The organism is Roseofilum capinflatum BLCC-M114 (genome assembly GCF_030068505.1).
Lineage (GTDB): Bacteria > Cyanobacteriota > Cyanobacteriia > Cyanobacteriales > Desertifilaceae > Roseofilum > Roseofilum capinflatum.
Window position 1 is genome coordinate 47,237 of record NZ_JAQOSO010000074.1, and the last position, 24,906, is coordinate 72,142.

Here is a 24,906-nt window from a genome sequence, read left to right on the forward strand (position 1 = left end):
ACATGGCAACTAAATTCCCCAAGTTTAGCCAAGACCTCGCACAAGATCCCACAACTCGTCGGATCTGGTACGGGATAGCTACCGCCCACGATTTTGAAACCCATGATGGAATGACGGAAGAAAATCTTTACCAAAAGATTTTTGCTTCCCACTTCGGTCACCTGGCAATCATCTTCCTGTGGACCTCTGGCAACCTGTTCCACGTAGCTTGGCAAGGTAACTTTGAACAGTGGATCAAAGATCCTCTCAATGTCCGTCCCATTGCTCACGCGATTTGGGACCCACAGTTTGGACAAGCGGCGATCGATGCTTACACTCAAGCCGGTGCGTCTAGTCCAGTAAACATTGCTTATTCTGGTGTCTACCACTGGTGGTACACCATCGGAATGCGGACGAATGGCGATTTATATCAAGGGGCTATTTTCCTGTTGATCTTAGCTTCGTTGATGCTGTTCGCTGGCTGGTTACACCTCCAGCCGAGCTTCCGTCCTAGCTTGTCTTGGTTCAAGAATGCTGAATCCCGTATGAATCACCACTTGGCTGGTTTGTTCGGTGTTAGCTCTTTGGCTTGGACAGGTCACTTAGTTCACGTTGCGATTCCCGAATCTCGCGGACAGCACGTGGGCTGGGATAACTTCCTTAGCACTTTGCCTCACCCGGCTGGTTTGGTTCCCTTCTTCACAGGGAACTGGGGCGTATATGCCCAAAATCCAGATACGGCAGGTCATGTGTTTGGCACATCTGAAGGTGCAGGGACTGCAATTCTAACCTTCTTAGGTGGTTTCCATCCCCAAACTGAGTCTCTGTGGCTCACGGATATGGCTCATCACCATTTGGCGATCGCAGTTCTCTTCATCGTTGCTGGACATATGTACCGCACGAACTGGGGCATTGGCCACAGCATGAAGGAAATCATGGAAGCCCATAATCCTCCCAAAGGAACCCCCTTTGGAGGCATGATCGGTGACGGTCATAAAGGAATGTACGATACCTACAACGAATCGTTACACTTCCAGTTGGGATGGCACTTGGCTTGTCTGGGTGTTGTGACTTCCTTAGTCGCCCAACATATGTATTCCATGCCTCCTTATGCTTTCATGGCTAAGGACTACACCACCATGGCAGCTCTATACACCCATCACCAGTACATCGCTGGATTCCTGATGGTTGGAGCTTTCGCTCACGGTGCGATCTTCTTAGTTCGGGACTACGATCCAGAAGCCAACAAAAACAACGTATTGGCTCGGATGCTTGAACACAAAGAAGCTCTCATCTCTCACCTGAGCTGGGTTTCCTTGTTCCTCGGTTTCCATACCCTGGGACTGTATGTTCACAACGATGTTGTGGTTGCCTTTGGTACTCCTGAGAAGCAAATCTTGATTGAACCGGTTTTTGCCCAGTTCATCCAGGCTTCTCACGGTAAGTTAATGTACGGAATGGATATTCTACTGTCCAATCCCGATAGCGTTGCTTATACCGCATTCCCCAATCACGCCAACTTCTGGCTACCCGGATGGTTAGATGCCATTAATAGCACCTCTAACTCTCTGTTCCTACCCATTGGCCCTGGTGATTTCTTGGTTCACCATGCGATCGCCCTCGGCCTGCACACCACCACCTTAATCCTCGTGAAAGGTGCGTTGGATGCACGGGGTTCCAAGCTGATGCCCGACAAAAAAGACTTCGGTTACAGCTTCCCCTGCGATGGCCCCGGTCGTGGCGGTACTTGCGACATCTCTGCTTGGGATGCCTTCTACCTCGCCATGTTCTGGATGCTGAATACCCTAGGCTGGTTAACCTTCTACTGGCACTGGAAGCATTTGGCCATCTGGCAAGGAAATGTGGCTCAGTTCAATGAGTCCTCTACCCACCTGATGGGTTGGTTCCGCGATTACCTGTGGTTAAACTCCTCTCAGTTGATCAACGGATATAATCCCTACGGCATGAATAACCTGGCTGTTTGGGCTTGGATGTTCCTCTTCGGACACCTGGTCTGGGCAACTGGCTTCATGTTCCTGATTAGCTGGCGGGGTTACTGGCAAGAGTTGATTGAAACGATTGTTTGGGCCCACGAGCGCACTCCTCTGGCGAACCTGGTTCGTTGGAAAGATAAGCCCGTTGCTCTATCTATCGTTCAAGCTCGTGTAGTTGGTCTAGCTCACTTCACCGTTGGCTATGTCCTCACCTACGCGGCCTTCTTAATTGCCTCCACTGCGGGTAAGTTCGGTTAAATCCTAGCTGGACTGATTCTTAAGTGATAAAAACCCCTCACCTTCGGGTGGGGGGTTTGTTGTTGGATATCGTAGGGAAAATTTAAGGATTTGATATCAGCCCCGATATCAGTGGTTTCTCAAACCTAGTTCGATCGCCTCAATCACCGACTCTAAGACCTTCACTCGCGCATAGAGCTTATTATTGCCCGCGACCACTGTCCAAGGAGCATTGGGGGTATGGGTGCGGCCAATAGCCTGATTCACGGCGACCTCGTATAAGCCCCATTTTTCCCGGTTTCGCCAATCTTCATCGGTTAACTTATAGCGCTTAAAGGGATCGTTCTGACGGGACTCAAATCGCTCTAACTGTTCCTCTGGACTCACATGGAGCCAAAACTTAACTAAAACATACCCGGCATGGGTTAACATGGCTTCAAATTCATTAATCTCGCGATAGGCTCGCCGCCATTGGATATCGGTGGCAAAGCCTTCAATGCGTTCGACTAAGACCCGACCATACCAGGTGCGGTCAAAAATGCCAATTTTGCCGGCCGTGGGTAAATCCCGCCAAAACCGCCATAGGTAATGATGCATTTTTTCCTCAGAAGTGGGCGCGGAAAATGCTCTCACTTCATAACTGCGAGGGTCTAGATTATTGGTTAAGCGCTTAATGGCTCCTCCTTTTCCGGCAGCATCCCATCCTTCAAATAGGGCCAATACGGGCAATTTCTCCTTAAAAATCTTCAGTTGTAATTCCTGTAGTCTTACCTGGGCTTTTTTCAGCCGTTTTTTATATTCTTTCTTCGATAAGGAAGCACCCAGATCCACCCGTGCCAGAAAGTCGGGTTCTGTAGGTTCTAATTGCTCTTGGGGAGGTAAAGGAGCAGGAATGAGTTGACTTTGGCGACGGTCTAGGGCTTCTCGCAGGGTAGCGGCGACGGTTTGCAAGACTTTCACTTGGGCCCAGCGCTGACAGTTGCCTTCCACTAATGTCCAGGGGGCAAACCCGGTACTGGTTTGGATAATCATTTCTTCTGCCAGCATCCGATAGTCATGATACCGTTTGACTTGTTGCCAATCTTCGTCCCGGACTCGCCAAGCATTGAGCCGGTCTTTGGCGTAGGCTTTGAGCCGTTGCTTGAGTTCTTTTTTACTCACATGAATCCAAAATTTGGCGATCGCACAGCCATCATCGCTCATTTGCCGTTCAAAGGCATTAATATGGCGCATCAGGGCGGGAACTTGGGATTCTTGGACGCGATCGAAGAGCCGGTCTTCGAGAACATGGGTATACCAGCTATGGTAAAATAGCCCGATGCTGCCGTAGTGGGGAATTTTGTGCCAAAAGCGCCAGAGGAAAGGATAGTTTTTTTCTTCGGCATTGGGCGGCCAAATGGGATGGACGGCAAATCCCCTAGGGTCCATATAACCAATGACATTTTTGACCAGAGCGCCTTTACCGGCTGCTGCCCACCCTTCAAGCACGATAATCATGGGTAATTTTTTCTCCCAACAGGCATGTTGAAGCGATCGCAACTGTTGCATCAGATCTTCTATTTCTGTTTTGTAGCGGTGCTTGTCGAGAGAACGATCCAAATTCAGTTGCTTGAGCATTCGGGTATATGTCCTTGTATGGTGGTTCTGATATGATCGGCGATCGCCTCCTAATTTTACCAATCCTTTGGTTTATTTTTAACTTTGAATCCTCCCTTCTATCCTTTCCTCTCCATTTGATATACTGAAGGGATAACAACTGAGGAGATCCCATCATGGAAACTCACTCCGATAACGATCTTTCCCTAATCTCGGTTATCCCTTCCGCGTGCCTCTCCCCGATTTTCTCCACAAGTCTCAGACTTATTTTAAGGGAGGTTGTAGGGCTTTTGAAATGGATTCTAGAGGGCGGATTATTGCTGGTCTTGATCGGGGGAGCGACTCTGTTTGGGTCTCCAGAATTGAGTTATATCCTGGTCTGTGGACTTGTTTTTTTAATTTTTATGGCTGTGATTATTCAACTCCTGAAAGTTAAAGTAATTTCTTAAACCATTCTTTTATCATAGAAATGGGTTGAAAACCCCGTCCTTCAGGACGGCTTTTCTTGCTTTCTAATATACCAGTTTCTTCTGTGTTACAATATTTGTGATATAATGTAAGAGAAGTCAAAACTAAGCTTTACTTCATGGAAAAAGCACAAAATTACCGATTTTACCCAACACCTGAACAAGAGTCGCTATTACGACGAACTTTAGGATGTGTAAGATTTGTTTACAACAAAGCTCTCCATGAAAGAACTCAAGCTTGGTATGAACGGCAAGAAAGAGTGGGTTACAGCGAAACTTCTTTTATGCTAACTCTTTGGAAGAAGGAAGACGACTTAAGTTTTCTTAATGAAGTTAGTAGCGTTCCATTACAGCAAGGGTTAAGACATTTACAAACTGCTTTTGCCAACTTTTTTACTAAACGGGCAAAATATCCCAATTTCAAGAAAAAACATCAGGGCGGTAGCGCCGAATTCACTAAAGCTGCTTTTAAGTTCAAAGATGGTGAAATCTATTTAGCCAAATGTAAAGAACCTTTACCCATTCGATGGTCTCGTCAAATTCCTGAAGGATGTCAGCCAACTTCGGTAACAGTGAAGCTCCATCCGTCAGGGCGTTGGCACATTTCCATCCAGCTTGATGATCCGACTATCAAGCCTTTACCTGCGAATAATAAAGCAGTAGGGATTGACTTAGGTCTGAGTAGTTTGGTAATTACCAGTGATGGGGAAAAATTTCCTAACCCTAAGCACTTAAAAAAACACTACCGTAAACTCAGAAGACTTCAAAAAATTCTATCCCGTAAACAGAAAGGATCTAATAATCGGTATAAAGCCAGGGTCAAATTAGCTAAAGCTCACCTAAAAATTACCGACACACGAAAAGACCATTTACACAAAATAACTACTCAACTAATTCGTGTTCATGTCCGCTTTGCGGAAAAATCAAACGATTGGTGTTGAAGACTTAGCTGTGAAAAATATGGTCAAAAACCGAAAACTGTCTCAAGCAATATCTGATGCAAGTTGGGGAGAGTTGACCCGTCAGTTGGAATATAAGTGCCAATGGTACGGTAGAAACTATATGGAAATTGATCGATGGTTCCCTAGTTCTAAGCGATGCAGTAATTGTGGACATATTGAAGAAAGAATGCCGTTAAATATTCGGGAATGGGATTGTCCTAAATGTGGAACACACCACGACCGAGATATTAACGCATCAAAAAATATTTTGGCGGCAGGGCTTGCCGTGTCAGTCTGTGGAGCGAGTGTAAGACCTGATCTGAGTAAATCAGTGAAGGCAACTGCTATGAAACAGAAACCTAAAGCCTCCTGCGGAGGAGCTTCGCTAACGTGAGGTTTAGGAATCCCCTCGCCTTCAGGCAGGGGTTGGATGTCAATCACTTAACGCTTCAGTTAAGTTCTGAGCATTGTTTTCCATGATTCTTAAATAAGCCGTTGGTTCACTCCTGGTTGTGTCTCCTGTCGCGATCGGATCGAACATGCTCACTTCAATGTTCAGGTCTTGAGCTAAGGTTTCAAAGGCTTTAGTGCCGACTCCTGGTTCTTCTAGCAAGGCTTGAATTTGTTCTGCTTGCACAATTTCGATCAAACGGCGCACGTCTTCAGGAGAGGGGTTTTCTTCGGGGATGTCCACTAAAAATTCAGATCTCAGACCATAACTCTGGGCGAAATAATTGGCGAAATCATGAAAGGTGATAAAGGTTTGTCCTGCGTAAGGTTGCAGTTTTTCGGTGATTTGAGCATCTAAGGCTTTGAGTTCTTCGATAAAGACCGCCGCATTTTGGGTGTAAATTTCTTGTCCTTCTGGGTCGGCGGCAATGAAAGCATCACGGATATTTTCGACTTGCTGAATGGCTCGTTTGGGATCGAGCCAAATGTGGGGGTCGAATTCTCCATGATGGTGATGACCATGGTCGTGGTCGTGGTCGTGGTCATGGTCATGGTCATGGTCATGGTCGTGGTCGTGGTCATGATCGTGGTCATCATGGCCATGGTCTTTTTCTGCAACCCTCAAGAGTTCAATGCCGGAACTCGAATCAACGATGATTAAATCGCTATTCTCGGCATTGTTGATCATGTCATCCAAGAAAAACTCTAGTTCTAAGCCATTTTTGACTAAGATATCTGCTTGGGCGATCGCCTGAACATCCGCAGGTTTGGCTTGGTAATCGTGGGGGCCAACATTGGTCGGTAGTAATTGGACAACTTCTGCGCGATCGCCTACCACTGCCTTGGTAAATTGAGTCATGGGCAAAAATGTGGTCACCACCTCCAACTCGTCCTGCTCTTCTACAACGGCTGTATTTTCTTCGGTGGTGGATTCAATACTGGAGTTAGAAGCACAACTGACCACAGAGAGCGCGGTGACAACGGCGATCGCCAACTGACTGACCCTTTTTCCTAGAAGCATGATCGACTAAACATAGAATGATTATCATTTTTTATTTTACCCCTCTTGTGTCAAACTGTGTGAATCCTGTTCGAGAATCCAACCGTTACGGACTCTGGAAGATTTATACTGCTTCTGCTAACCCTCGGCAGGGGGTTGGTAAATGACAGTTTCGCTCCCTTCCTCCTCTTCTGCATCTAGTTCAGGGGGTGGGGTATATAAAACCGTTTCACTATCATCATCATCGTCTTCTTCCGAATCATCGCCGCCATCAGGAATTTGATCGGGCATATAGGCAGCCGTCAGCATATCCTCCGCCTCTTCCGGAGTTTCCATATCCTCAATCGTGGATTGATCCGAGTGGTCTGACCGATTGAAATAAGATCCCGGTTCAAAGGCAACGGTTTCGTCTTCAGCGATTTCAATCAGGGGGAAGAAGTCGCCATCAGGAGGCACTGGGGTCATATTGGGTTCACTTTCATCATCAGTCCAACTGGCTTCTTGGTAAGCGCAATATTGTTCCCAAGTCCAAAAAACTCCTTGGGACTGGATAAAGTTTTGGTGCTGGGGATCGATGAGAGCTTGATAGAGACAAGAATTCGTAAAGTTAGCCGAGTCTAAACGAGCGCCTTGTAATTTAGCTCCGGTGAGGTTGGCGAGGCTGAGATTGGCTCCGGATAAGTCAGCCCCGGATAAGTCAGCCCCGGATAAGTCAGCTCCCGATAGGTTGACTTCTTGGAGTTGGGCCCCACTCAGGGTTGCTCCAGTCAGGTTTGCCCCTTGGAGGTTAGTATTTTGCAGGAGACTTTTGGGTAGGATGGCGTGTTGTAAGTTGACCCAAGGCAGTTCCAGGTCATGGAAATCTCGCCCCAGACGTTGCCAAAAGGTAAGGGGAGCAAGAATGGAGGCTCGCCCGGCTAGGGTGAGGAGTTGATTGGGGTTGTAGGGCAGCCATCGACCCAGGGTGGGGGCTTGCAAATTGGGATCGGTGGCTGTGGAGGGTTCAGAGGAGATGAGGAGATCGGGAATACCACAGGGATAGAAGGGGATGGAGGTAGCGCGGGCAAGGGCTGCGAGGAGGAGGAGAAGGTTAACACCAAGGACGGCATCGACTTGTAGGAGGTTGATGGGATTACCCAGGGATTGGAAGCGAGCGTGGGCTTGTTTGGCGATGGGGGTGTCGATCCATTGTCCTTGGCAGTAACTAGCCCAGAAGCGATCCAGGCGATCGCAGAGGGTGGTTAAATTGAAGGATTGGGGATAGTTTTTCTGATCCCGTTGCAGTCGCTCTAGGAGTAGGTCTTCACTGTTGTAAGGCAGGAGACCAAATCCGAGTAGAGGATAGAGAATTTGGGCAATGGTTTGCAGGTCAATTTCTTGGCTCGGATCGAGGAGGGGTTGGAGTTGTTTGGCGATCGCCTCAGTCGCCAAGTATTCACCGAAACTGCGATGGGTAAATTGATATTCAATCCTTTGAGGGTGTAGTTTCGGAGTCACCTGAAATAAAAATGAAGGTAAATCTAGGGGTTCAGATTCCGGAATGTTCAGTTGGGTGTGCAGGTGGGTACTGTTGAGGGTATCTTGTCCACTTTGGAGTAAAGTCAGGGCAGCATTTTGGCAGAGGATACGCAGGTTTAAGGGAGAGCGACCTTTGAGGAAGCGGGATATGGTTTCTTGCGATCGCCCCGCATGGCCAAGTCCAATCCGAATCAGCTTTTGAGTTTGTCTTCCCCGCAGTCGTCCCGTCGTAATTTCACCGAGTAGCCAGGTCATCATGCGATCGTAGAGTTCTAATTTTACCCCTGGAAACGGAATTTCAATTAAATCTTTCTCGAAAAACCCATCCCGATGCAAAACCCCCAGTAGATAGAGGATTAAGGGTTGCCGCACCATGGCAGCTAATTCTTTAGCTCCTGTTTTCCCACTAAATAATCCAGCTTGCTTCAGAAAGTCAAAATAGGACTTTGCAATTTCTCGACTTTGCAATTTTGACCAATTCTTAAACCATTCTTGCACCGATTCCAAGTCCATCGCTTCTATCTTAAATCGGGCAATTTTGAGAGGAAATCTAGTTTTCAAGACCCCAGAGAGCAAACCCACATCAGAATCGGGTTTTCGATCTCCACTCTTTTGTAGTTTTTGTTCTAAGGCTAAACGGGAGCGAAAATCAGAACGACTGGTTAAGACAATTTTATGGCGAGGCCATCCTCTGGGATCGCGGTGTTTTTGTTGAAATTGGGCAATTTGTTCCAGCAGTTTCTGATAAGGGTCATCTCCGACACAAGAATAAGGCAGAGAATCTAGACTATCCAAAATTAATAAACAAGGGGGTAATCCTGGCTTTAACCAACCATCATTTCGAGTAAACTCAGCTTTCTTAAACGCCGAATCCAAAGTTTCTTCTAAGGAATTTCCTAACTGAATGGAACCCAAATAAATCACAATCGGCATCCATTGAGGATAGATGTTTTGAGCAATTTCGGCTGCCCACCATTGACAAAAGCGAGTTTTTCCTAACCCTGATGGCCCTTCAATCAGGGCTAAACTGTGGGAATCTGCAAGCTGTTCGTTGGCCCAATCGAGTAAGGATATACTTTTCTCAGATTCTGCATGATTGGCAGGCAATCCTTTAGGAATGACATATAGTTGTGACCAAGAAAACGATTCTTCAAAACAGGGTAAACCTAGATTAATTTGCAGATCCGATCGATAAAATTCTCTGGGTAAATCAATCACGGCTCGTGCCCCTGGTGAGGCCGGTTCTAAGAGTTCATAATCTCCTGAACCAACTCCATAAAATCCCTGGCTAGAATCGCCAATCCGAACAAATTTTTGCAGTTGAGGCAAATAAATATGATATTCGGAAACCGTTTTGAGCAGTTGTCCTAATAAGGCTTGATGGAGCCGTTGCACTAAGAGTTGACTTTCTCGCTCTTCAGCGCCATTGGCTACTAACCAAGCTTGGATCACTTGATGAATGTGGCCAATAATAGGAGAATGAGTCAAATTGGAAAGGAGTTTTTCGGTTTCTAAATCGGTGATCCGTTTACGGTGAATCGCTTCAAGCTGAGAAACCCAGGGGGTAGAGTCCGTTTCCGTAGAGGAAGAAGAGGGAAATTGGGTAATCCAACTGCGATTTAACCAGGGTTTACAGAGGGTTTCTTCTTGAATTAAGAGGCTTTCTAAAGCATCTAAATAGGCAATTTCTAGGGCTAACCAGGTGCTATGGTTGCGAGGCATCGGTTTATACTGACTCTCTACCTGGATCATGGCTCCAGTCAGTTGGCTTAAGGGGCGAAGATGCGATCGCCCCTTGGAGAGGGGTCTTTCGAGAAATTCCGCCAGAATATTGGTGTGGAAACTGGTTAATTGTTGCTCATGTAGGGTTTGCACCAACCGAAACGCTACCCCGACTAAATCAGCTTGGCTTAACTGCATCAGGTTAATTGTACCGGGGGCATCCTTGACTCGATCGGATGTAGAGGCAGATTGTATCAGGGACAGACTTGGCTGAACCGAGCCAAGGCCAATCTGGGATGCTTGAAGCCAATCATAAATCTTGAAGTTCATTCTACAGGTTCCGGATCGCGAATAGTCTGGCGGCTAGTTTTAGAGAGGACAAGAAACAAGGCGTTCGTTAACCCTTACAATTTCCAAGTTAACAATCAGAAGATACCCATGGCATCGGATGAGGCTCCTGAATTGGGTAAGGCACTTCCGAATAAGAGAAGTTGAGGACAATAGCCAAGAGCAGCTAGGATCGATCGGGTCAATCTCCTGAACCGTTCCCTTATGAGTCAAACTATACAAAACGAAGGCTAGAGGACACAAGGGTGAGTGTGGCATAGGTGATATCAAGGATTTTAAAGACCAAAACCCATTACACTAAACAACGGTTAAACTCTAGAACAAGGCCAGAGGCCCTAGGCTACTCTGGTTAGTCTATACCTATATTCGGCGATCGCCCTGAACTGAATCCGGATTTCCCCCTCTGGATCAGGATTAAACTCTTTTCTAAATGATTGAAACCCAGTTGAATGACTGGAATTACATTTACGTCTTCTTGATTGAGTCCATTGCGTTATACCCATTTCTCCCCTAGTCTATGAAAGAAGTTTCAACTGCCATTAACCCCCCCCAAGAGACTCCATCGAGTCCCTCAAACCAAAATACAACCCTGAACGCCATCGGGTTATCTCTGTTATGGCTGATGATTATCCTCATGTTTGGCAGTGCTGGGTTTGTAGCCACTTGGCTGTTAACTCGCGTGCCTCCCACCCCAGACTGTAAAGAGTTGTCGCCGTTGGCTGCTGATGGCGAGCAACTCTATTGTGTGGAACAGCAAGCCCTTTCTGGCAAGCTAGAGGATCTAGAATCGGCGATCGCCTTTGTAGAGCAATGGGACTCTGACCATGCTCTCTATGCCGAAAGTCAACGGTTGATGAACAATTGGTCAAAGGCAATTTTAGAATTTGGTCGCCAGGAAATGCAGGCGGGTAATCTGGAAAAAGCAATTGAGATGGCTCGTAAAGTGCCCCAGAGCAGCCCCTTATATGCTGAAGCTCAGACCAAGATTAACTTATGGCAAGCCGACTGGGAGACCGGTCAAGAGATCTATGAAAAAGCGCTTAAGGCCATAGAAACTCAAAATTGGACGCTTGCCTATCAACAGGTAGCTCTGTTGGGCAAACTCGATGACCCCTTCTGGAGTCAAGAGCGCTTTGTCGAGGTGACTCAGTTAATGGCCTCGGAAAAACAACATCAGAAACAGTTAAAGGATGCTCGCTATTGGGCCAGTTATGGTACGGTCGCCGACTTAGTAGAGGCGATGGAGCGAGTGAATGAAATTCCGGCCGATAGCTTGACTCGGAAAACAGCAAACGAGGAAATCGCCACTTGGAGTCGTCAGCTTCTGGAAAAAGCGGAAGAGCGCTTAGAAGAAGAGGATCTTGAAGGGGCGATCGCCATTGCTGAAAACGTTCCTAGTTATTCCCCTCGTTATGCGGAAGCTCAAGATTTTATTCGCTTGGGAGAGGCCATTGATACCGTTGAAGAGGAAAATTTAGGGGCTTTGTTATTAGCCCAAACTCAAGCGGCTCAAATTAAACCCGATCGCCCCCTCTATGAAGAAGCTCAAGCCAAAATTGGCCAGTGGCAAGAACAAGTGCAAGATGAAATGCAAATCCAGTTTGCTACTTTCATTGCTAACGTGGGCCAACCCATGGCCCTGAAACAAGCGGAAGAATTTGCCCAAATGGTCTCCGTTGACCGTCCCCGACGCATTCAAGCCCAGACTAAGGTGGCCCATTGGCGCAAGGAAATTCAACGGCTAGAAGCACGACCGGTTTTGGCGATGGCTCGCCAAGCGGCAGCCAGGGAAACTTTGGAAGATTTTGAACAAGCCATATCCTTAGCTGCCGAGATTGAGCGGGGCCATCCCCTACGCATTGAGGCTCAAACCTTAATCGCGGAATGGGATAAGCGGATTGAAATTATTGAGGATGGGCCGATTCTGGATCGGGCTAAATCTTTGGCTCAGGCAGGAGATTTGTGGGCCGCTATTGAGATGGCGGAAAAAATTACGCCCGATCGCGCCTTGTATGGTCAAGCCCAGGATATTATTTATGAGTGGGAAGTGGAAATTCAAACGGCTCAGGATGAAGCGGATATGAGGGATGCTGAATATTTAGCCTCTTTGGGTCGTTACAATGAAGCCATTAGCGCTGCTTCCCGTATTGGTTGGGGTAGACCCCTGTATTACCAGGCTCAAGATGCGATCGCCCGTTGGCAAGCAGAACTCGATGCCTTATACACTCCTCCTGCTCCAGTGTATCAAGAGCCGGTTTATCAAGAACCGGTTTATCAGGAGCCGGTGTATCAAGAGCCGGTGTATCAAGAACCGGTGTATCAAGAACCGGTTTATCAGGAGCCGGTTTATCAAGAACCGGTTTATCAAGAGCCAGCACCCGAACCCGTTTATGAAGCGGCTCCTGAGCCTTCAGATTATAGCCCTGAGCCGCAGTTTTAAGCAGAGGTAGAGGTGGCAGAGGATATACAAAGTATTGGTATTCCCTGAACCAGTGAGCCTACCCCTGGTCTCTCAATTAAGTGTCCCATGTCCCATTCTCAACCGTTTCCGATTCGCCTGTTATTCATCGTTCCCAGTCGAATTTTTCGGCTGGGACTTCAGGCAACTGTACAAGCCTATCCTGAATTAGAGATTATGGCTGAAGTAGACACCCCTAGCGCTGCTTTGCGGTATCTACAAGACCAACGGCTATCGATTAGCGATCGCCCCCCTGGTGTGGGCATTATCGTGATTGATTCTGCCCTAGAAGCCTCCCTCTCCAAAGATGCCTTACTACAGTTTTGTCAAAATCTGAAAACCTGGTATCCCTCCTATAAACTGGTTTTATTGAGCGATCCAGGGACAGTCAGTTGGCAAAGAGCGCACGCGGTAGGGGTTGACGGCTATTGTCCGAAAACGGCGGATCAGAGCCAGTTGGTGGCTACGCTCAAACAAGTCGCCCTCGGAGAATCTTATCAGGTCAGTGTTGCCCCATCCTGGGTTGAGAGCGATCGCCCATCCTGGTGGACGAGAGTAAAACACCGTTGGTATCTCTGGGGGATTAAAACCATCTCGGAAGTCGAAACCAAGTTAAAAGCACAACTGAATCAACCCGATTTATCCCTATTAGAACGGGCAGTGATTCGCGGCAGACTGCGGGAGTTATTAACCGCTCGATGGTGTATTCATTGGTTATTAGCGCCCCAGTTAGAAACGGTAGAATTTGAAGAAACCAGAGCAAATCCTGCCAACCCCAATTCTGAACGATCAGCCAATCCCTCCCTAGTTCCTTCTCCTCCCCCAATTTTAGACCTCGAATCTAGTGAATCATTAATCCCCATTTCTCCCCTTCAGCAAGTCTTAGAAAACACTGCGGCTCATCTGCAATTTCAACTCAATAACTTAACCCACACCCCCCTAGAGCTAGATATCCTCAAACCCCAAAAACGGCAAGAACTCTTACAAGTTGTGTTGGAAGAGTGGGAAGTCCTGCTTCAAGATTTGAAAATCTCCCAAATTCAAGGAGAGCAATTAGTCGCCAAAAAAATCGATTTACTGCGAGATTTATGGTCAGCTTCTGTAACTGAGTTCTTCGGCAAATATTCACGAATTAGGGTCAAAGGGAAAGAAGTCGAGATTGTCCCGATTGTATTGCAGGATATCGACCGAATTCAGACCGAGTATTTAGAGAAAATCCCCTTATTCATGGACTTGCTCAATTATTTAGTCTATGAAAGCCCCCTGATGATTGATAATCGTTTATATGCCCCTGGCACACCAGAAGCGCGAAAACGTGCTGAAATGTTAACCCAAAATCTGATTGTTCAGCTAGGGAATAGCGTGGTTAATCCTCTTTTAAATCACTTTGCTGATTTTGTAGAAGTGAAGCAGATTTTTTACGATGAACAGTTGATTACCAGTCGCAAAATAGAACGCTTTCGCAATGATTTATCCTGGAGATCTCGCCAACAACAATGGTTAGGAGAACCCAAAGCTATCTTTGAAAGTCAATATTCTTTATTCATCTTAGAGGGGCGAGGCATTGAAAAAGTATCGATTTATGCCCCCAGACGGGAAGAATTAGATGGGTTAAAAGGGTGGTCTTTAGTAGTAACCTTAGTCCTTGAAGGTCGAGATGCTGTTGCTCCTCGCTTACAAGCCTTAGTTGGCTCAGTTGGCCAAGTTTTAATCTATATTTTAACCCATGTGATTGGACGAGGAATTGGCCTTGTTGCGCGGGGAGTCCTGCAAGGAATCGGTAATTCTTGGTCAGAGAGTCGGTTAAGTGGGAACGGCGATCGCCCAAAATAATTAAGCATTAACCACTTAACCATGATGGTCTTCAAAGATTTGCAGGGCTAAATCAAAGGGATATTCCGGCGATCGCGTCAGCAAAATTTCGTAAGCCAAATCCACAAACGCCTGATCTAGACTGGCTTGTGGTCTAATTAACTTACTGGAAGGGTAACGTTCTGGAGTAATATTAATCTCTTCCGTAAACCCCGTTTCTAGACCCTGATGGTGATGCCAAGTTAAGCATTTTCCCCTTAAGGTTAACTGAAACCAAATCAGTTCCCGATCCTGAATGTCAAAAAAGACATCAAAATAAGGCTCTTCTCCCTGATACCAAAAGCGTAAAATTCCCTGCTCTTCGTCGAATTTTAACAAATTCTGGCGAATTGGTCTTAAGGAAGCTCCCAGCTTTTGAATATGATCGCGAGTCATGGTTAACATAAGAATAGGAAGGAATCATAGGGGAAATCGTGAGAATAGGATTGAGGGAACTTAGGGCAGGTCGCCCGAATTGGCTCGGAGAATAGACCGAAAGTATGGTAGCCTTTGTTTAATCCTATAGTTCCTTATCCATTGAGCGTGTTGGGAATCCGTAATAAAATGCTATTGAATCAAATTGATCGATGGAAACAAACGTTCGTCAGTGGATGTTTGTTGCTGATGGTACTCTGTGTCACTTGCTTCTTGAGTTTGGGGACACCAGAGGCGATCGCCGGTATGAATGAAGATACCTTTGATGGTAATATTTTTGCCCTCTATGGGGGGAATGGTTCCCTTGTTCCTCCTAGAGTTGCATTTAAAGATTCCCTAAAACAAGATCGGGCTACATTATTAGTGTTCTATCTTGATGATAGCCGAGATTGTAAGCAGTATGCGTCGGTGATCTCCCAGCTTCAAGCTTATTATGGGCGAATTGTTGATTTTGTGCCCCTGAGTGTGGATCAAATTATCTTTGATGAGACTAAGGATAGCACGAAAGCGGCTTACTACTATAAGGGCAAAGTGCCCGAAACCATTCTCTTCGATCCGCAAGGTAATGTGGTTTTTGAAGGGACGGGTAATATCCCCTTTGAACAGGTGGATGATGCTCTACGGGATTTATTTGATTTTCCCCCCAGAGAAAATACCCAACCCCGTGTTCCCAAAGCGGTGAATGAGCTGAATACGGAGTTAGCCCCGAATTAAAGGAACGCAGGGGACAAGAAACAATGAACAATGAACAATGAACAATCAACAATGGGGAGCGGTTGAGAACCGTTGGCTCTAGCGGTAGGGTGGGCAGGGCAAGAGTTATCAAAGTTGAATCAATGGCTTATTCTTCTGCCCACCTTACTCCCTACTGCCTAACTTAAAACCTTGGCTGCTGCGGTTACCCCTGCACCGGGAGTAAAACCGGTATCGCCTAAGATTTGTAAGCTGGTTTCTAGGGCAGAAATGCAGGTGAGAATATCGCGATCGCCCACAAATCCCAAATGACCAACCCGGAAAATTTTACCCTTCAAATGGTCTTGTCCACCGGCTAGGGCAATATTAAACTGTTTCCGCATCGTCGAACGAATGGCTTCTGCTTCCACGCGATCGGGTGCAACTGCGGTGACTGCGGGACTGGCGGCATCATCAGGAGCAAAGGTGGGCAAATTGAGGGCTTTTACGGCTTCGCGAATGGCTGTTTTCGATCGCTGATGACGGCTAAAAATACTCTCTAATCCCTCATCTTTGAGCATCTGTAGAGCCACTTGCAAGCCATAAAATAGATTCACGGGAGGGGTAAAGGGATTACTGTTTTTAGCGGCGGTTTTGCGATACGGGCCCAAATCTAAATAGAATTTGGGTAAGTTGGCACTTTCATAAGCTTCCCAAGCTTTCGCACTCACAGAGACAAATCCTAAGCCTGGAGGAATCATATAGCCTTTCTGGGAACCCGACGCAACTACATCTAATCCCCATTCATCAATGGGAACGCTAATTGCGCCTAAACTGGTGACGGCATCCACCATAATCAGGGCTTGTCCATGGGTTTTCACGTAGCGGTTAATGGTTTCTAGGTCATTGAGTACCCCTGTGGAGGTTTCCGAGTGGGTGATAATCACCGCTTTAATTTGCTTGTCGGTATCTGCTTCGAGCTTTTCCCGGAATGCTTCGGTATCGAGGGGTTGTCCCCATTCGGCGGTAATGATTTCTACCTCTAGGTTATAGGCTTTAGCGACTTTGGCCCAGCGATCGCCAAATTTACCATTACTGCCGACTAAAACGCGATCGCCTGCACTCAAGAAGTTAATAATCCCCGCTTCCATAGCCGAGGTTCCACTCCCGGCGACAATTAGCACATCATTCTGGGTTTGGTGCAACCACTTGAGATTTTCCGTCACCTCTTTCATAATCAAACTAAAGTCGCCACTACGATGACCTATAATCGGTTTTGCCATCGCCAATAGCACCGGATCGGGCACTGGAGTAGGGCCGGGAATCATTAACATTAAGTTGTCATCCATGGGGTTGTGTCCTCAAATTTTTATGGGGCGATCTACTATCCTACAAGGATCGGGGTATGGGATAAAGAGCCAGCCCCTTGATTCCCGCCATGGATAGACATAAGGACAGGATGTGGGGACGTTTTAATGGGACGATCTCTGGAATGGATGGGTGGCAATATCCTACAAGTTGGTGTTCGCCGACAAGCAGGTTAAAATCGTCAACAGGGGGAAATGAAATGTCACTTTTCTTTCTTAGCATCAATGGCACAATAGCACGATGATAGGCGATCGCCTCCCCTGTTGGCAGACAACAATCAAACGGGTGAGAGTCGTTCGTAGAGCGGACGGTTGTTAGCAACTCAAGAGACAAGCCCCATGGAACGGCTGCTTAACCAACGATATCAATTTATTAAAACCCTTGGCTCCAACCAGCTTGGCCAAACTCACCTGGTGGGCGATACCCATTTGCCGGGCCATCCTCGATGTGTGGTCAAACAATTAAAATTGCCCGGTAATAATCCCAAAACCTTAGAATTTAGCTTAATTTTACTCAATAAGAAGGCGGAAGCCCTCAAAGGTCTTGGCGCTCATCCCCAAATCCCTAAACTGCTCGATTACTTTGAAGAGAATCAAAGTTTTTATTTAGTGGAAGAGTTTGTAGTGGGCACTTGTTTACGAAAACAACTCGAATCTCAACCCCAATGGTCAGAAGCTCAAGTGGTGAGTTTGCTCGAAGAAGTATTACAAATCTTAGCATTTGTCCATAGCCGAGGCCTGATCCATCGCTCGGTTAAACCCTCGAATTTAATTCGCCGTAAATCAGACGATCGCCTAGTTCTAACTGGATTTGGGATCTTTAAAGAAATTGGCGCTCAAGTGATGCGCTCTCAACAACAACTGTTACAGGCTCAAAGAAATGGCTCGGTGGTCTATGTTTCCCCAGAACAAGACCAAGGACAAGCCCATTTTAATAGCGATCTCTATTCGTTAGGGATGATTGGGATTCAATTACTGAGCGGTCAAAGTCTTCTGGAATTATCGACCTTGAGGGGGAAAGCGAACCACGATTGGTGTGATGGAGTCAAGGCTAATCCAGAATTTATTCGGATTTTGAATAAAATGGTGGCTCCAGACACAAAGGAACGCTATCAGTTAGCCAACAGTGTTTTGGACGATTTGAGCAGTTTGCAACCGGGTAAGGTGACTGGGCACTTAGTGCGCTCGGAAACCCCTCCCTTAGTTCCCCAAGGACAACCCCCAGAAGAGACGATGAATTATGAGGAGGCAACGCCAGTGACTCCCCTAAATTCCTGGCAAGCCAAGCGTTATTTATTACCGTTGATGGTGACATTAGGGAGTTTGATCTTGCTGGGGATTGCCTTGGGATCGAGTCGTTTATCTTTATCCGGGTTGGGCAATCAGGGTGGACTGAGGGAGGCTCAAGGGTATGTAGAAGAGGGCAATTTAGAGGAGGCTCTGGAGTCTTATGATCAGGCGATCGCCAAACAGCCCCAAAAGGGTGAGGCTTATTATCATCGCGGGTTGATTCATCAGGATATGGAGAATCTGGAGGCGGCTTTGGAGGACTTTACCCAGGCGATTTTGCTGGAGAGTCACCTGAGTCAGTCCTATTATCAACGTGGCAATATCCGCTTTGAGTTGGGCGATCGCCAGGGAGCGCTTGCCGATTATACTGAGGTGATCCAACTCGATCCCAGTTTTGTCCCCGCCTACGTGAATCGCGGGAGTGTATTGTCAGATTTAGGAGATGATAAGGAGGCGATTCTGGATTATACTGAGGCCCTAGAACTAGAGCCGACGTTGGGGGCTGCCTATTTGAATCGCTGTTTATCTTGGTCAAATGTGGGAGATCAGGATCGGGCGATCGCCGATTGTACCCAAGCCATTAATCTGGAACCCACCGATGGCTTTGCCTATCAAAATCGGGGGTTAGCCCGGCGGAAAAAACAAGATTTTCAGGGGGCGATCGAAGATTACAATATTGCCATTCGCCTCGATCCAGAAGATCCGGTTCCCTATCATAATCGAGGCTTAACGCGATTAGATTTAGGGGATGCACAGGGAGCGATCGCCGATTTTACACGGGCGATCGAGCGTAAGTCCGATTTTGCCCTCGCCTATTATGACCGAGGATTAGCCTACATGAAGCAAAAGCAAGCCGATAAAGCCATTTTCGATCTAGAAAAAACTGCCCAACTCTGTTCGAGTATGGGCAGAGTTGGGTGCTATGAAGATGCAAAATATCAATTGGATCGATTACCCTCTACCGGAAACGTTACGCCATAATCCGTCGTCGTCCCGTACCCCCTCTGGGGGTTTGACCTCCTCTACGGTTGTATCCATATCCATAGATCAGTTCTGTGGACTCGGAAGCAACGGATAGAGTCGGTACTTCAGGAGAAGAAACCGGAGTCGTGGCGATCGTGTTCACCATGAACAAGGGAGACACCAATAAAGCGATCGGAAAGTGCATAGATGCCACACAATTAACTTCTATACTCTCTTTACCGAGACCCTAAGTGTAATCCGGACAGTTTGGCTATTTTTGTTTTAATACCAGCAACGTAATATCATCAAACACTTTTTGTTCCCCAATAAACAAGCGTACATCCTCAATAATCCGATCGCGAATGTGAATCACTGAATGTTGCCGGTGCTGTTGTGCCAATTGAGCTAATCGCTCTAACCCATACTGCTGATTCTCCAGATTTTCCGCTTCCGTAATTCCATCTGTATAGAGGATAATCACATCATCTGAATTTAAAAACAGCTCTTGTTCATGAATAAATTCACCAATCTGCCAATCTAAACCTATGGGAAATCCTAAATCCAGAGTATCAATCAACTCCAGCTCTCCATTCCCTCGCACCACAATAATTTCTTCATGTTGTCCACTCACTTTCATCAAACCCTCTTTATAGTTAAGAATAGCCAAACTCATATTCTTATGCGAGTTCATCCGTTCTAAGTTTTGACAGAGAGTTTTATTAACCATTTCCAAAAAATGGATCGCACCGGTTTCATGCATATTTTCCAGGGTTCGCACCACCGTTTGCGCCATGAGCATTAACACGCCACTTTCCAAACCATGGCCAGTTACATCTCCAATCGTAATCTTGATGCGATCGCCTTCCTGCAAAATATCGTAATAATCCCCCCCCACTTCATCCGCCGGTTCCATATAGCAAGCGATTTCCAAATCTTCCACACTGTCTAATTCCGTAGCTTTTGGCAGCACCATCTGTTGAATCTTTTTCGCCACATCCAACTCGGAACTCAAGCGGAGATTCTCTGAGGTTAATTGTTCATTTAAGGTTTTAATTTCGGCATTCGCTAAAGCCAGTTCCGCCGTGCGCTCTTCAACTTTCTGTTCTAAGTTACGGTATAAATATGCATTTTCCAGGGCGATCGCCGCTTGCCCCGAAATTACCTGTACAATATTCACTCTTTCCTCCGTGAATGCCCCCGTTGTTAAGTTATTTTCTAGATAAACAATACTAATGAGTTTACCTTGATTAACCAGAGGTACACAGAGAATTGATTGAGGTTGATGGGTTTGAATATAACTATCCTGAGTGAAATTTCCAGAATGTGATGCATCGTTTAAAACTATGCTTTCCTGGGTTCTGGCTACATAGTTAACAATAGCATGGCATACTACAGTTGATTCTTCTACAGGTAATTCTTGCAGTACCCTAATTTGTTCCGAGTTAATATTTCCCGATGCTTGAACGATTAAACTCCCTCGATCCACAATCATCAAACAGCCCGTTTGTGCCCCAGCATTTTGCAGGATAATTTTCATTAACTCCACCAAAAGCTTATCTAAAACAATCTCTCCAGAAATAATCTGATTCGCCTTAAACACGGTTTTCATATCTAAGGTCTTATATAGATTTTTTCCACTAGACGTTTCAGTTATAGTCTTAGTAACATTTAAGTTCTGTTGGGAAACAGCACTTAATAAGGTTGAATACTGTCGATTTAAGTAGTTAACTTTCGCTAAAGCACCCCAAAGCATATAAGCATAGCTTGCATCCTGCATGTACGATTGGGCAATCTTACCTTTTCCCCAGTTTAAGTAAAACTTAGCAGCCAGCTCATTGGCTAGGGCTTCTTCATGGATATATTGATTTTCATGGGCAGCCGATATTGCCCGGTCATAATCTGCAATCGCTTCCGCTTTGTTGCCATACACTCTATGTTTTTCAGCTTGCAACAAATACCATTTATGTAGATGATTACTGGGAGAACACTGCGCCCATTGATTAACCGTTTTTTCGTGAACATCCAGCCGTTCTAAGTAACTATTTTTATCTCCTTCTGAATCCAATGACAAAATAGCTAGATAGGTTAATGCAGCATAGAAATGAAAACAGGGAATACACACCATACCTGTCACTGCATTTTCATAATTATTTTCTTCTGCAATTTTGATATACTCTAATGCAGACTGATAATCTTCAAATAAATAGGCTAAAAGCAACTTGTAGAGATAAAGTAAGCTCAACGCTGTTAATTCTTGATCCTCTTCGTGTTTGGGGATTCTCTCGATTTCATTGTAGACTTCTCCCAGCAGTCGATGGGGTTCAGGAAATGTTTCTCTCAGGTTTATCCCGGTTTGTTGCAGGAGATCCAAATACCCTAATGGAGAAAACTGTTTAATTGAGATCATTAAATGACGATAGTCTAACAGTTCACGGATCATCGGTTCGAGTTCAGTGCCGAATAAGAATCTTTGTAAATAAGAATTGGAGATACTATATCCACAAAACAAAAAATCACCGGTTTCCAAGCCTGACTTATGTCCTTCATATAAAGTGGCACTGGTCTCTCGAAAGTGATCTTTAAAGTGTTGAATATGGTTGCCAAACATATTCAGGACAATAGATTTAAAGTTATTCCAATGAAAACGATCCAGCAAATTCAGGGATAATCGACCAAAGGCATAACCCTCTTCTAATTCTTGCCAAACTGAACAGAGGACTAAGCCATGGAGAACATAGCCGACGACTGAGGCAGGGGAATTGCCAAATTCAAGGGATAGGCGAACCATGGTGATCCCCACCATTGGCAGTAAATCGGGCTTACCTTGGAAAACAGGAGCCAGTAGCATATGTAATATGTTCATGGAGGCCTGGATATGGCGATCGCTCATGATCGGCAGATCGATTAACTCCTCAATGGTTCTGCCTTCGAGTTGTTGATTGAGAGCTTGTAGCGCCTCATTATTTTGCGTGGCATTCATAGAAGCGGGTACATCCACCCCCAATTCCTGTAAGACTTGTCTACCCAAATCCACAGATTCCTGCATTTTACCTTGACCGGTATATGAACTAATTAGCACTTCATAGACCGGGATTTTGTCGAGAATTGTCTGGCCGTGGTGTAAGACTTGATTGGCTCTCTCTTGCATCCGATCTAAATCGGCATTTAAATAGGCTAACTCAGTGCCTGTGATATAAAGCTTTAAAGTTAAATGATATTGACTGTCCCAAGAATGAGAGTTGAGCAAACCAATCCCAGTTTGCACATACAAAATACCCGCACTATAGGCCGTTGATTTTTTGGCTTTTTCCCCAGCTTGTAAGTTGAGTTGAGCTAACTCTTCTTTTTCGGAGTCTTGTTCAATGAGTGCTTGGCCTAAATTTAAGTGACCGAGGAAATCAAAGAGCCTTTCTTCTTTCTGTTCTTCAGATGAGTTACCCAGGAGTAAGCGGCCAATTTTCAAATGCAGAGCAGCTTTGTCATCTTCAGCAATTAAGCTATAGGCAGCTTGTTGCACGCGATCGTGCAAAAACTTGTAATCTTGAATGAGCAGTTCTTGATCTAATTCGGATACCGTTAAAATTAGCCCAGATTGAATGGCTTTGACTAAAGCTAAAAATGTATCTTTAGGTGATGTTTGGGCAATAATAGATAACGTGGATAAATCAAAATTAGCACCGATACAAGCGGCTAATTTCAAAACGTCTTGAGTGGCTATCGGTAGTTTTCTCAAGCTTTGAATCATTAAATCGACAACATTATCTGTAATGTTGCAGCTTTCTATCTCCTGCTGATTCCACTGCCATTTTTTCTGTTTGTAATCAAAGTTGATTAATTTTTCAGAATATAAGTTAAGCAAAAATTGATTAACAAAAAATGGATTTCCATCTGTTTTTTGAAAGACCAATTCAGCCAAAGAATTGCTTTTTTCTAAACTAGACTTTAAGGTTTCACTCAGAATTTGATTCACATGGTGTAGAGACAGATTGTTTAGGTTTATTTCTTTAATTATGGCTTGAGTCTCTCTTAATTCATTGACCATCATCTCCAGGGGGTGACCTGGATTCACTTCATTATCTCGATAGGCTCCAATGAGTAAAAGATTTTGCAAATTAACATCGGACATCATTAATTTAATCAATTTGAGTGTGGCGGCATCTGCCCATTGTAAATCATCTAGAAAAACGACTAAGGGATGTTCGCGACTACAAGTCGCATGAATAAAATTTTGAAATACTAAGTTAAATCGGTTCTGGCTCTCTGTGGCTCCTAATTCGGCTACTGGCGGTTGCTCACCAATAATGAGTTCGATTTCGGGGATGACATCAATTAATACGTTTCCATTGCTTCCTAGGGCTTGCAGAAACTTATGTTTCCATGCTTGTAATTCTCTTTCACTTTCGGTTAAAATTTGCTCGATGAATTGACTGAAGGCAGTTAAGATTGCTGAGTAGGGAATATTGCGCTTAAATTGGTCAAATTTACCGGAAACAAAATATCCTTTTTTTTCAGTAATTGGTTTGTGAATTTCTTGAACTAAACAGGATTTGCCAATCCCTGAGTATCCGGCTACTAAGATGAATTCGCTTTGGTCTTTTGCTCCCTCGAAGGAACTCAGTAGGGTTTCAATTTCTTTTTCTCTACCATAGAGCTTTTGAGGGATAGAAAAATGATCGGAAACATCATTTTGACCTAGGTCAAATGAGAGGATTGTACCGGTTTGTTGAAGTTGATTAAGTGCGGTTTTTAGATCGGATTCTAATCCCCAGGCACTTTGATACCTATCTTCGGCATTTTTGGCCATGAGTTTCATGGCGATATCGGAGAGGATGGGAGGAAGGGATGGGTTTATTTGATGGGGAGGTTGGGGGGCTTTGGCAATGTGAGCATGAACCAGTTCTAATGGGTCTATCGTCTGAAAAGGGAGTTGATGGGTGAGGAGTTGATAAAATAGGACTCCTAGGGAGTAAAAGTCGGTGCGATAATCTAGGGAGCGGTTCATTCTCCCGGTTTGTTCGGGTGAAATGTAGGGTAATGTGCCTTCTAGGGTGTTGGGATTTTTGAGGGTGGGATTTTCTCGACTTAGGGGTGTGGCGATGCCTAAATCAATGAGTTTGAGTTGTTGGGTTTGAGGGTTGATGACGATATTGGCTGGATTAATATCTTTATGAATAATATTTTGGGCGTGTAGTTCTCCTAAGCTCTGAGCAATTTTAATCATGATTTCTAGAGATTGCTCTAAGTTGAGTGACGATGGGTTGAGGAGGTTGGCTAATGGGATGCCTCCAAAGTCTTCTAAGACGATCGCCAGGGTTCTTTGATAGGGTTGTAAGCTGTAGGCTCTGATCGTGCCTTCTAAATTGAGACTATGGGTGAGTTCGTATTCTTGTTTGTAGCGGGTGAGTTCGGCGGCAGTGGGGTAATCTTGTTTGAGGATTTTGATAATGACGGGGGTTCGATCGCTCTGACGGATGCCACGATAGACTTGTGAGTTGAAGCTATCGTAAATTTGAGTGAGGATTTGATAACCAGGAATATCGATCATGACTGAAGTTGTGACTGATCCGAAAAGAGTTCTATCCGATCAGAAAGAGCGATCGCCAACTCGATAGGATACC

The 24,906-nt window shown here is 45.5% G+C and carries 12 protein-coding genes and 1 pseudogene; 6 read left to right on the forward strand and 7 right to left on the reverse strand.

What is annotated here, in order from left to right; translation table 11 throughout:
- Positions 1–2 precede the first annotated feature (2 nt).
- On the forward strand, positions 3–2,231 hold the full coding sequence (psaB, locus tag PMG25_RS12550; RefSeq protein ID WP_283767246.1) for a photosystem I core protein PsaB: 2,229 nt from the start codon (positions 3–5) through the stop codon (positions 2,229–2,231).
- Positions 2,232–2,339: 108 nt separating this feature from the next.
- Here the strand turns inward: psaB and pap are convergent, their stop codons facing one another.
- Positions 2,340–3,827, reverse strand: coding sequence for a polyphosphate:AMP phosphotransferase (gene pap / locus PMG25_RS12555; RefSeq protein ID WP_283767247.1), 1,488 nt, complete (start codon positions 3,825–3,827; stop codon positions 2,340–2,342).
- Positions 3,828–4,392: 565 nt separating this feature from the next.
- Between pap and PMG25_RS12560 the strand changes: the two are divergent.
- Positions 4,393–5,608 (forward strand): annotated as a pseudogene (locus PMG25_RS12560) (RNA-guided endonuclease InsQ/TnpB family protein).
- 39 nt (positions 5,609–5,647) lie between these two features.
- Here PMG25_RS12560 and PMG25_RS12570 read toward each other — a convergent pair.
- Complete coding sequence (locus tag PMG25_RS12570; RefSeq protein ID WP_283767250.1) at positions 5,648–6,685, reverse strand: metal ABC transporter solute-binding protein, Zn/Mn family; 1,038 nt, start codon at positions 6,683–6,685, stop codon at positions 5,648–5,650.
- A gap of 117 nt (positions 6,686–6,802) precedes the next feature.
- The gene (locus PMG25_RS12575) at positions 6,803–10,234 is read right to left on the reverse strand and encodes a pentapeptide repeat-containing protein (protein WP_283767251.1); all 3,432 of its coding nucleotides are present in this window, start codon (positions 10,232–10,234) and stop codon (positions 6,803–6,805) included.
- A gap of 535 nt (positions 10,235–10,769) precedes the next feature.
- On the opposite strand from PMG25_RS12575, the gene PMG25_RS12580 reads away from it, so the two are divergent.
- Positions 10,770–12,692: a hypothetical protein gene (locus PMG25_RS12580; protein WP_283767252.1), complete on the forward strand. Its 1,923-nt coding sequence runs from the start codon at positions 10,770–10,772 to the stop codon at positions 12,690–12,692.
- An 87-nt stretch (positions 12,693–12,779) separates the two neighbouring features.
- Positions 12,780–14,543 (forward strand): DUF3685 domain-containing protein, encoded by a 1,764-nt coding sequence (locus tag PMG25_RS12585; RefSeq protein ID WP_283767253.1) that lies wholly within the window; start codon positions 12,780–12,782, stop codon positions 14,541–14,543.
- 15 nt (positions 14,544–14,558) lie between these two features.
- Here PMG25_RS12585 and PMG25_RS12590 read toward each other — a convergent pair whose 3' ends face one another.
- Entirely contained in the window at positions 14,559–14,957 is a 399-nt protein-coding gene (locus PMG25_RS12590; RefSeq protein ID WP_283767254.1) for a hypothetical protein, read from the reverse strand.
- A 174-nt stretch (positions 14,958–15,131) separates the two neighbouring features.
- Here PMG25_RS12590 and PMG25_RS12595 point away from each other — a divergent pair, with 174 nt between their 5' ends.
- The gene (locus PMG25_RS12595) at positions 15,132–15,710 is read left to right on the forward strand and encodes a thylakoid membrane photosystem I accumulation factor (RefSeq protein WP_283767255.1); all 579 of its coding nucleotides are present in this window, start codon (positions 15,132–15,134) and stop codon (positions 15,708–15,710) included.
- Between the two features lie 158 nt (positions 15,711–15,868).
- Here the strand turns inward: PMG25_RS12595 and PMG25_RS12600 are convergent, their stop codons facing one another.
- Positions 15,869–17,017, reverse strand: a complete 1,149-nt coding sequence (locus PMG25_RS12600) for a pyridoxal-phosphate-dependent aminotransferase family protein (RefSeq protein ID WP_283767256.1) — start codon at positions 17,015–17,017, stop codon at positions 15,869–15,871.
- A 357-nt stretch (positions 17,018–17,374) separates the two neighbouring features.
- Between PMG25_RS12600 and PMG25_RS12605 the strand changes: the two genes are divergently transcribed.
- Positions 17,375–19,306: a tetratricopeptide repeat protein gene (locus PMG25_RS12605; RefSeq protein WP_283767257.1), complete on the forward strand. Its 1,932-nt coding sequence runs from the start codon at positions 17,375–17,377 to the stop codon at positions 19,304–19,306.
- Here the strand turns inward: PMG25_RS12605 and PMG25_RS12610 are convergent.
- Both PMG25_RS12610 and PMG25_RS12615 read right to left on the reverse strand, forming a co-directional pair.
- Positions 19,296–19,493, reverse strand: a complete 198-nt coding sequence (locus PMG25_RS12610) for a hypothetical protein (RefSeq protein ID WP_283767258.1) — start codon at positions 19,491–19,493, stop codon at positions 19,296–19,298. The genes PMG25_RS12605 and PMG25_RS12610 overlap by 11 nt on opposite strands.
- A gap of 66 nt (positions 19,494–19,559) precedes the next feature.
- Positions 19,560–24,833: an AAA family ATPase gene (locus PMG25_RS12615; protein ID WP_283767259.1), complete on the reverse strand. Its 5,274-nt coding sequence runs from the start codon at positions 24,831–24,833 to the stop codon at positions 19,560–19,562.
- Positions 24,834–24,906: the final 73 nt, after the last annotated feature.

What these genes read in the sequence shown, in the direction of transcription:
- psaB (WP_283767246.1), top strand. Translation starts at nt 3, where the DNA reads ATGGCAACTAAATTCCCCAAGTTTAGCCAAGACCTCGCACAAGATCCC.
- pap (WP_283767247.1), bottom strand. Translation starts at nt 3,827, where the DNA reads ATGCTCAAGCAACTGAATTTGGATCGTTCTCTCGACAAGCACCGCTAC.
- PMG25_RS12570 (WP_283767250.1), bottom strand. Translation starts at nt 6,685, where the DNA reads ATGCTTCTAGGAAAAAGGGTCAGTCAGTTGGCGATCGCCGTTGTCACC.
- PMG25_RS12575 (WP_283767251.1), bottom strand. Translation starts at nt 10,234, where the DNA reads ATGAACTTCAAGATTTATGATTGGCTTCAAGCATCCCAGATTGGCCTT.
- PMG25_RS12580 (WP_283767252.1), top strand. Translation starts at nt 10,770, where the DNA reads ATGAAAGAAGTTTCAACTGCCATTAACCCCCCCCAAGAGACTCCATCG.
- PMG25_RS12585 (WP_283767253.1), top strand. Translation starts at nt 12,780, where the DNA reads ATGTCCCATTCTCAACCGTTTCCGATTCGCCTGTTATTCATCGTTCCC.
- PMG25_RS12590 (WP_283767254.1), bottom strand. Translation starts at nt 14,957, where the DNA reads ATGACTCGCGATCATATTCAAAAGCTGGGAGCTTCCTTAAGACCAATT.
- PMG25_RS12600 (WP_283767256.1), bottom strand. Translation starts at nt 17,017, where the DNA reads ATGGATGACAACTTAATGTTAATGATTCCCGGCCCTACTCCAGTGCCC.
- PMG25_RS12605 (WP_283767257.1), top strand. Translation starts at nt 17,375, where the DNA reads ATGGAACGGCTGCTTAACCAACGATATCAATTTATTAAAACCCTTGGC.
- PMG25_RS12610 (WP_283767258.1), bottom strand. Translation starts at nt 19,493, where the DNA reads ATGCACTTTCCGATCGCTTTATTGGTGTCTCCCTTGTTCATGGTGAAC.
- PMG25_RS12615 (WP_283767259.1), bottom strand. Translation starts at nt 24,833, where the DNA reads ATGATCGATATTCCTGGTTATCAAATCCTCACTCAAATTTACGATAGC.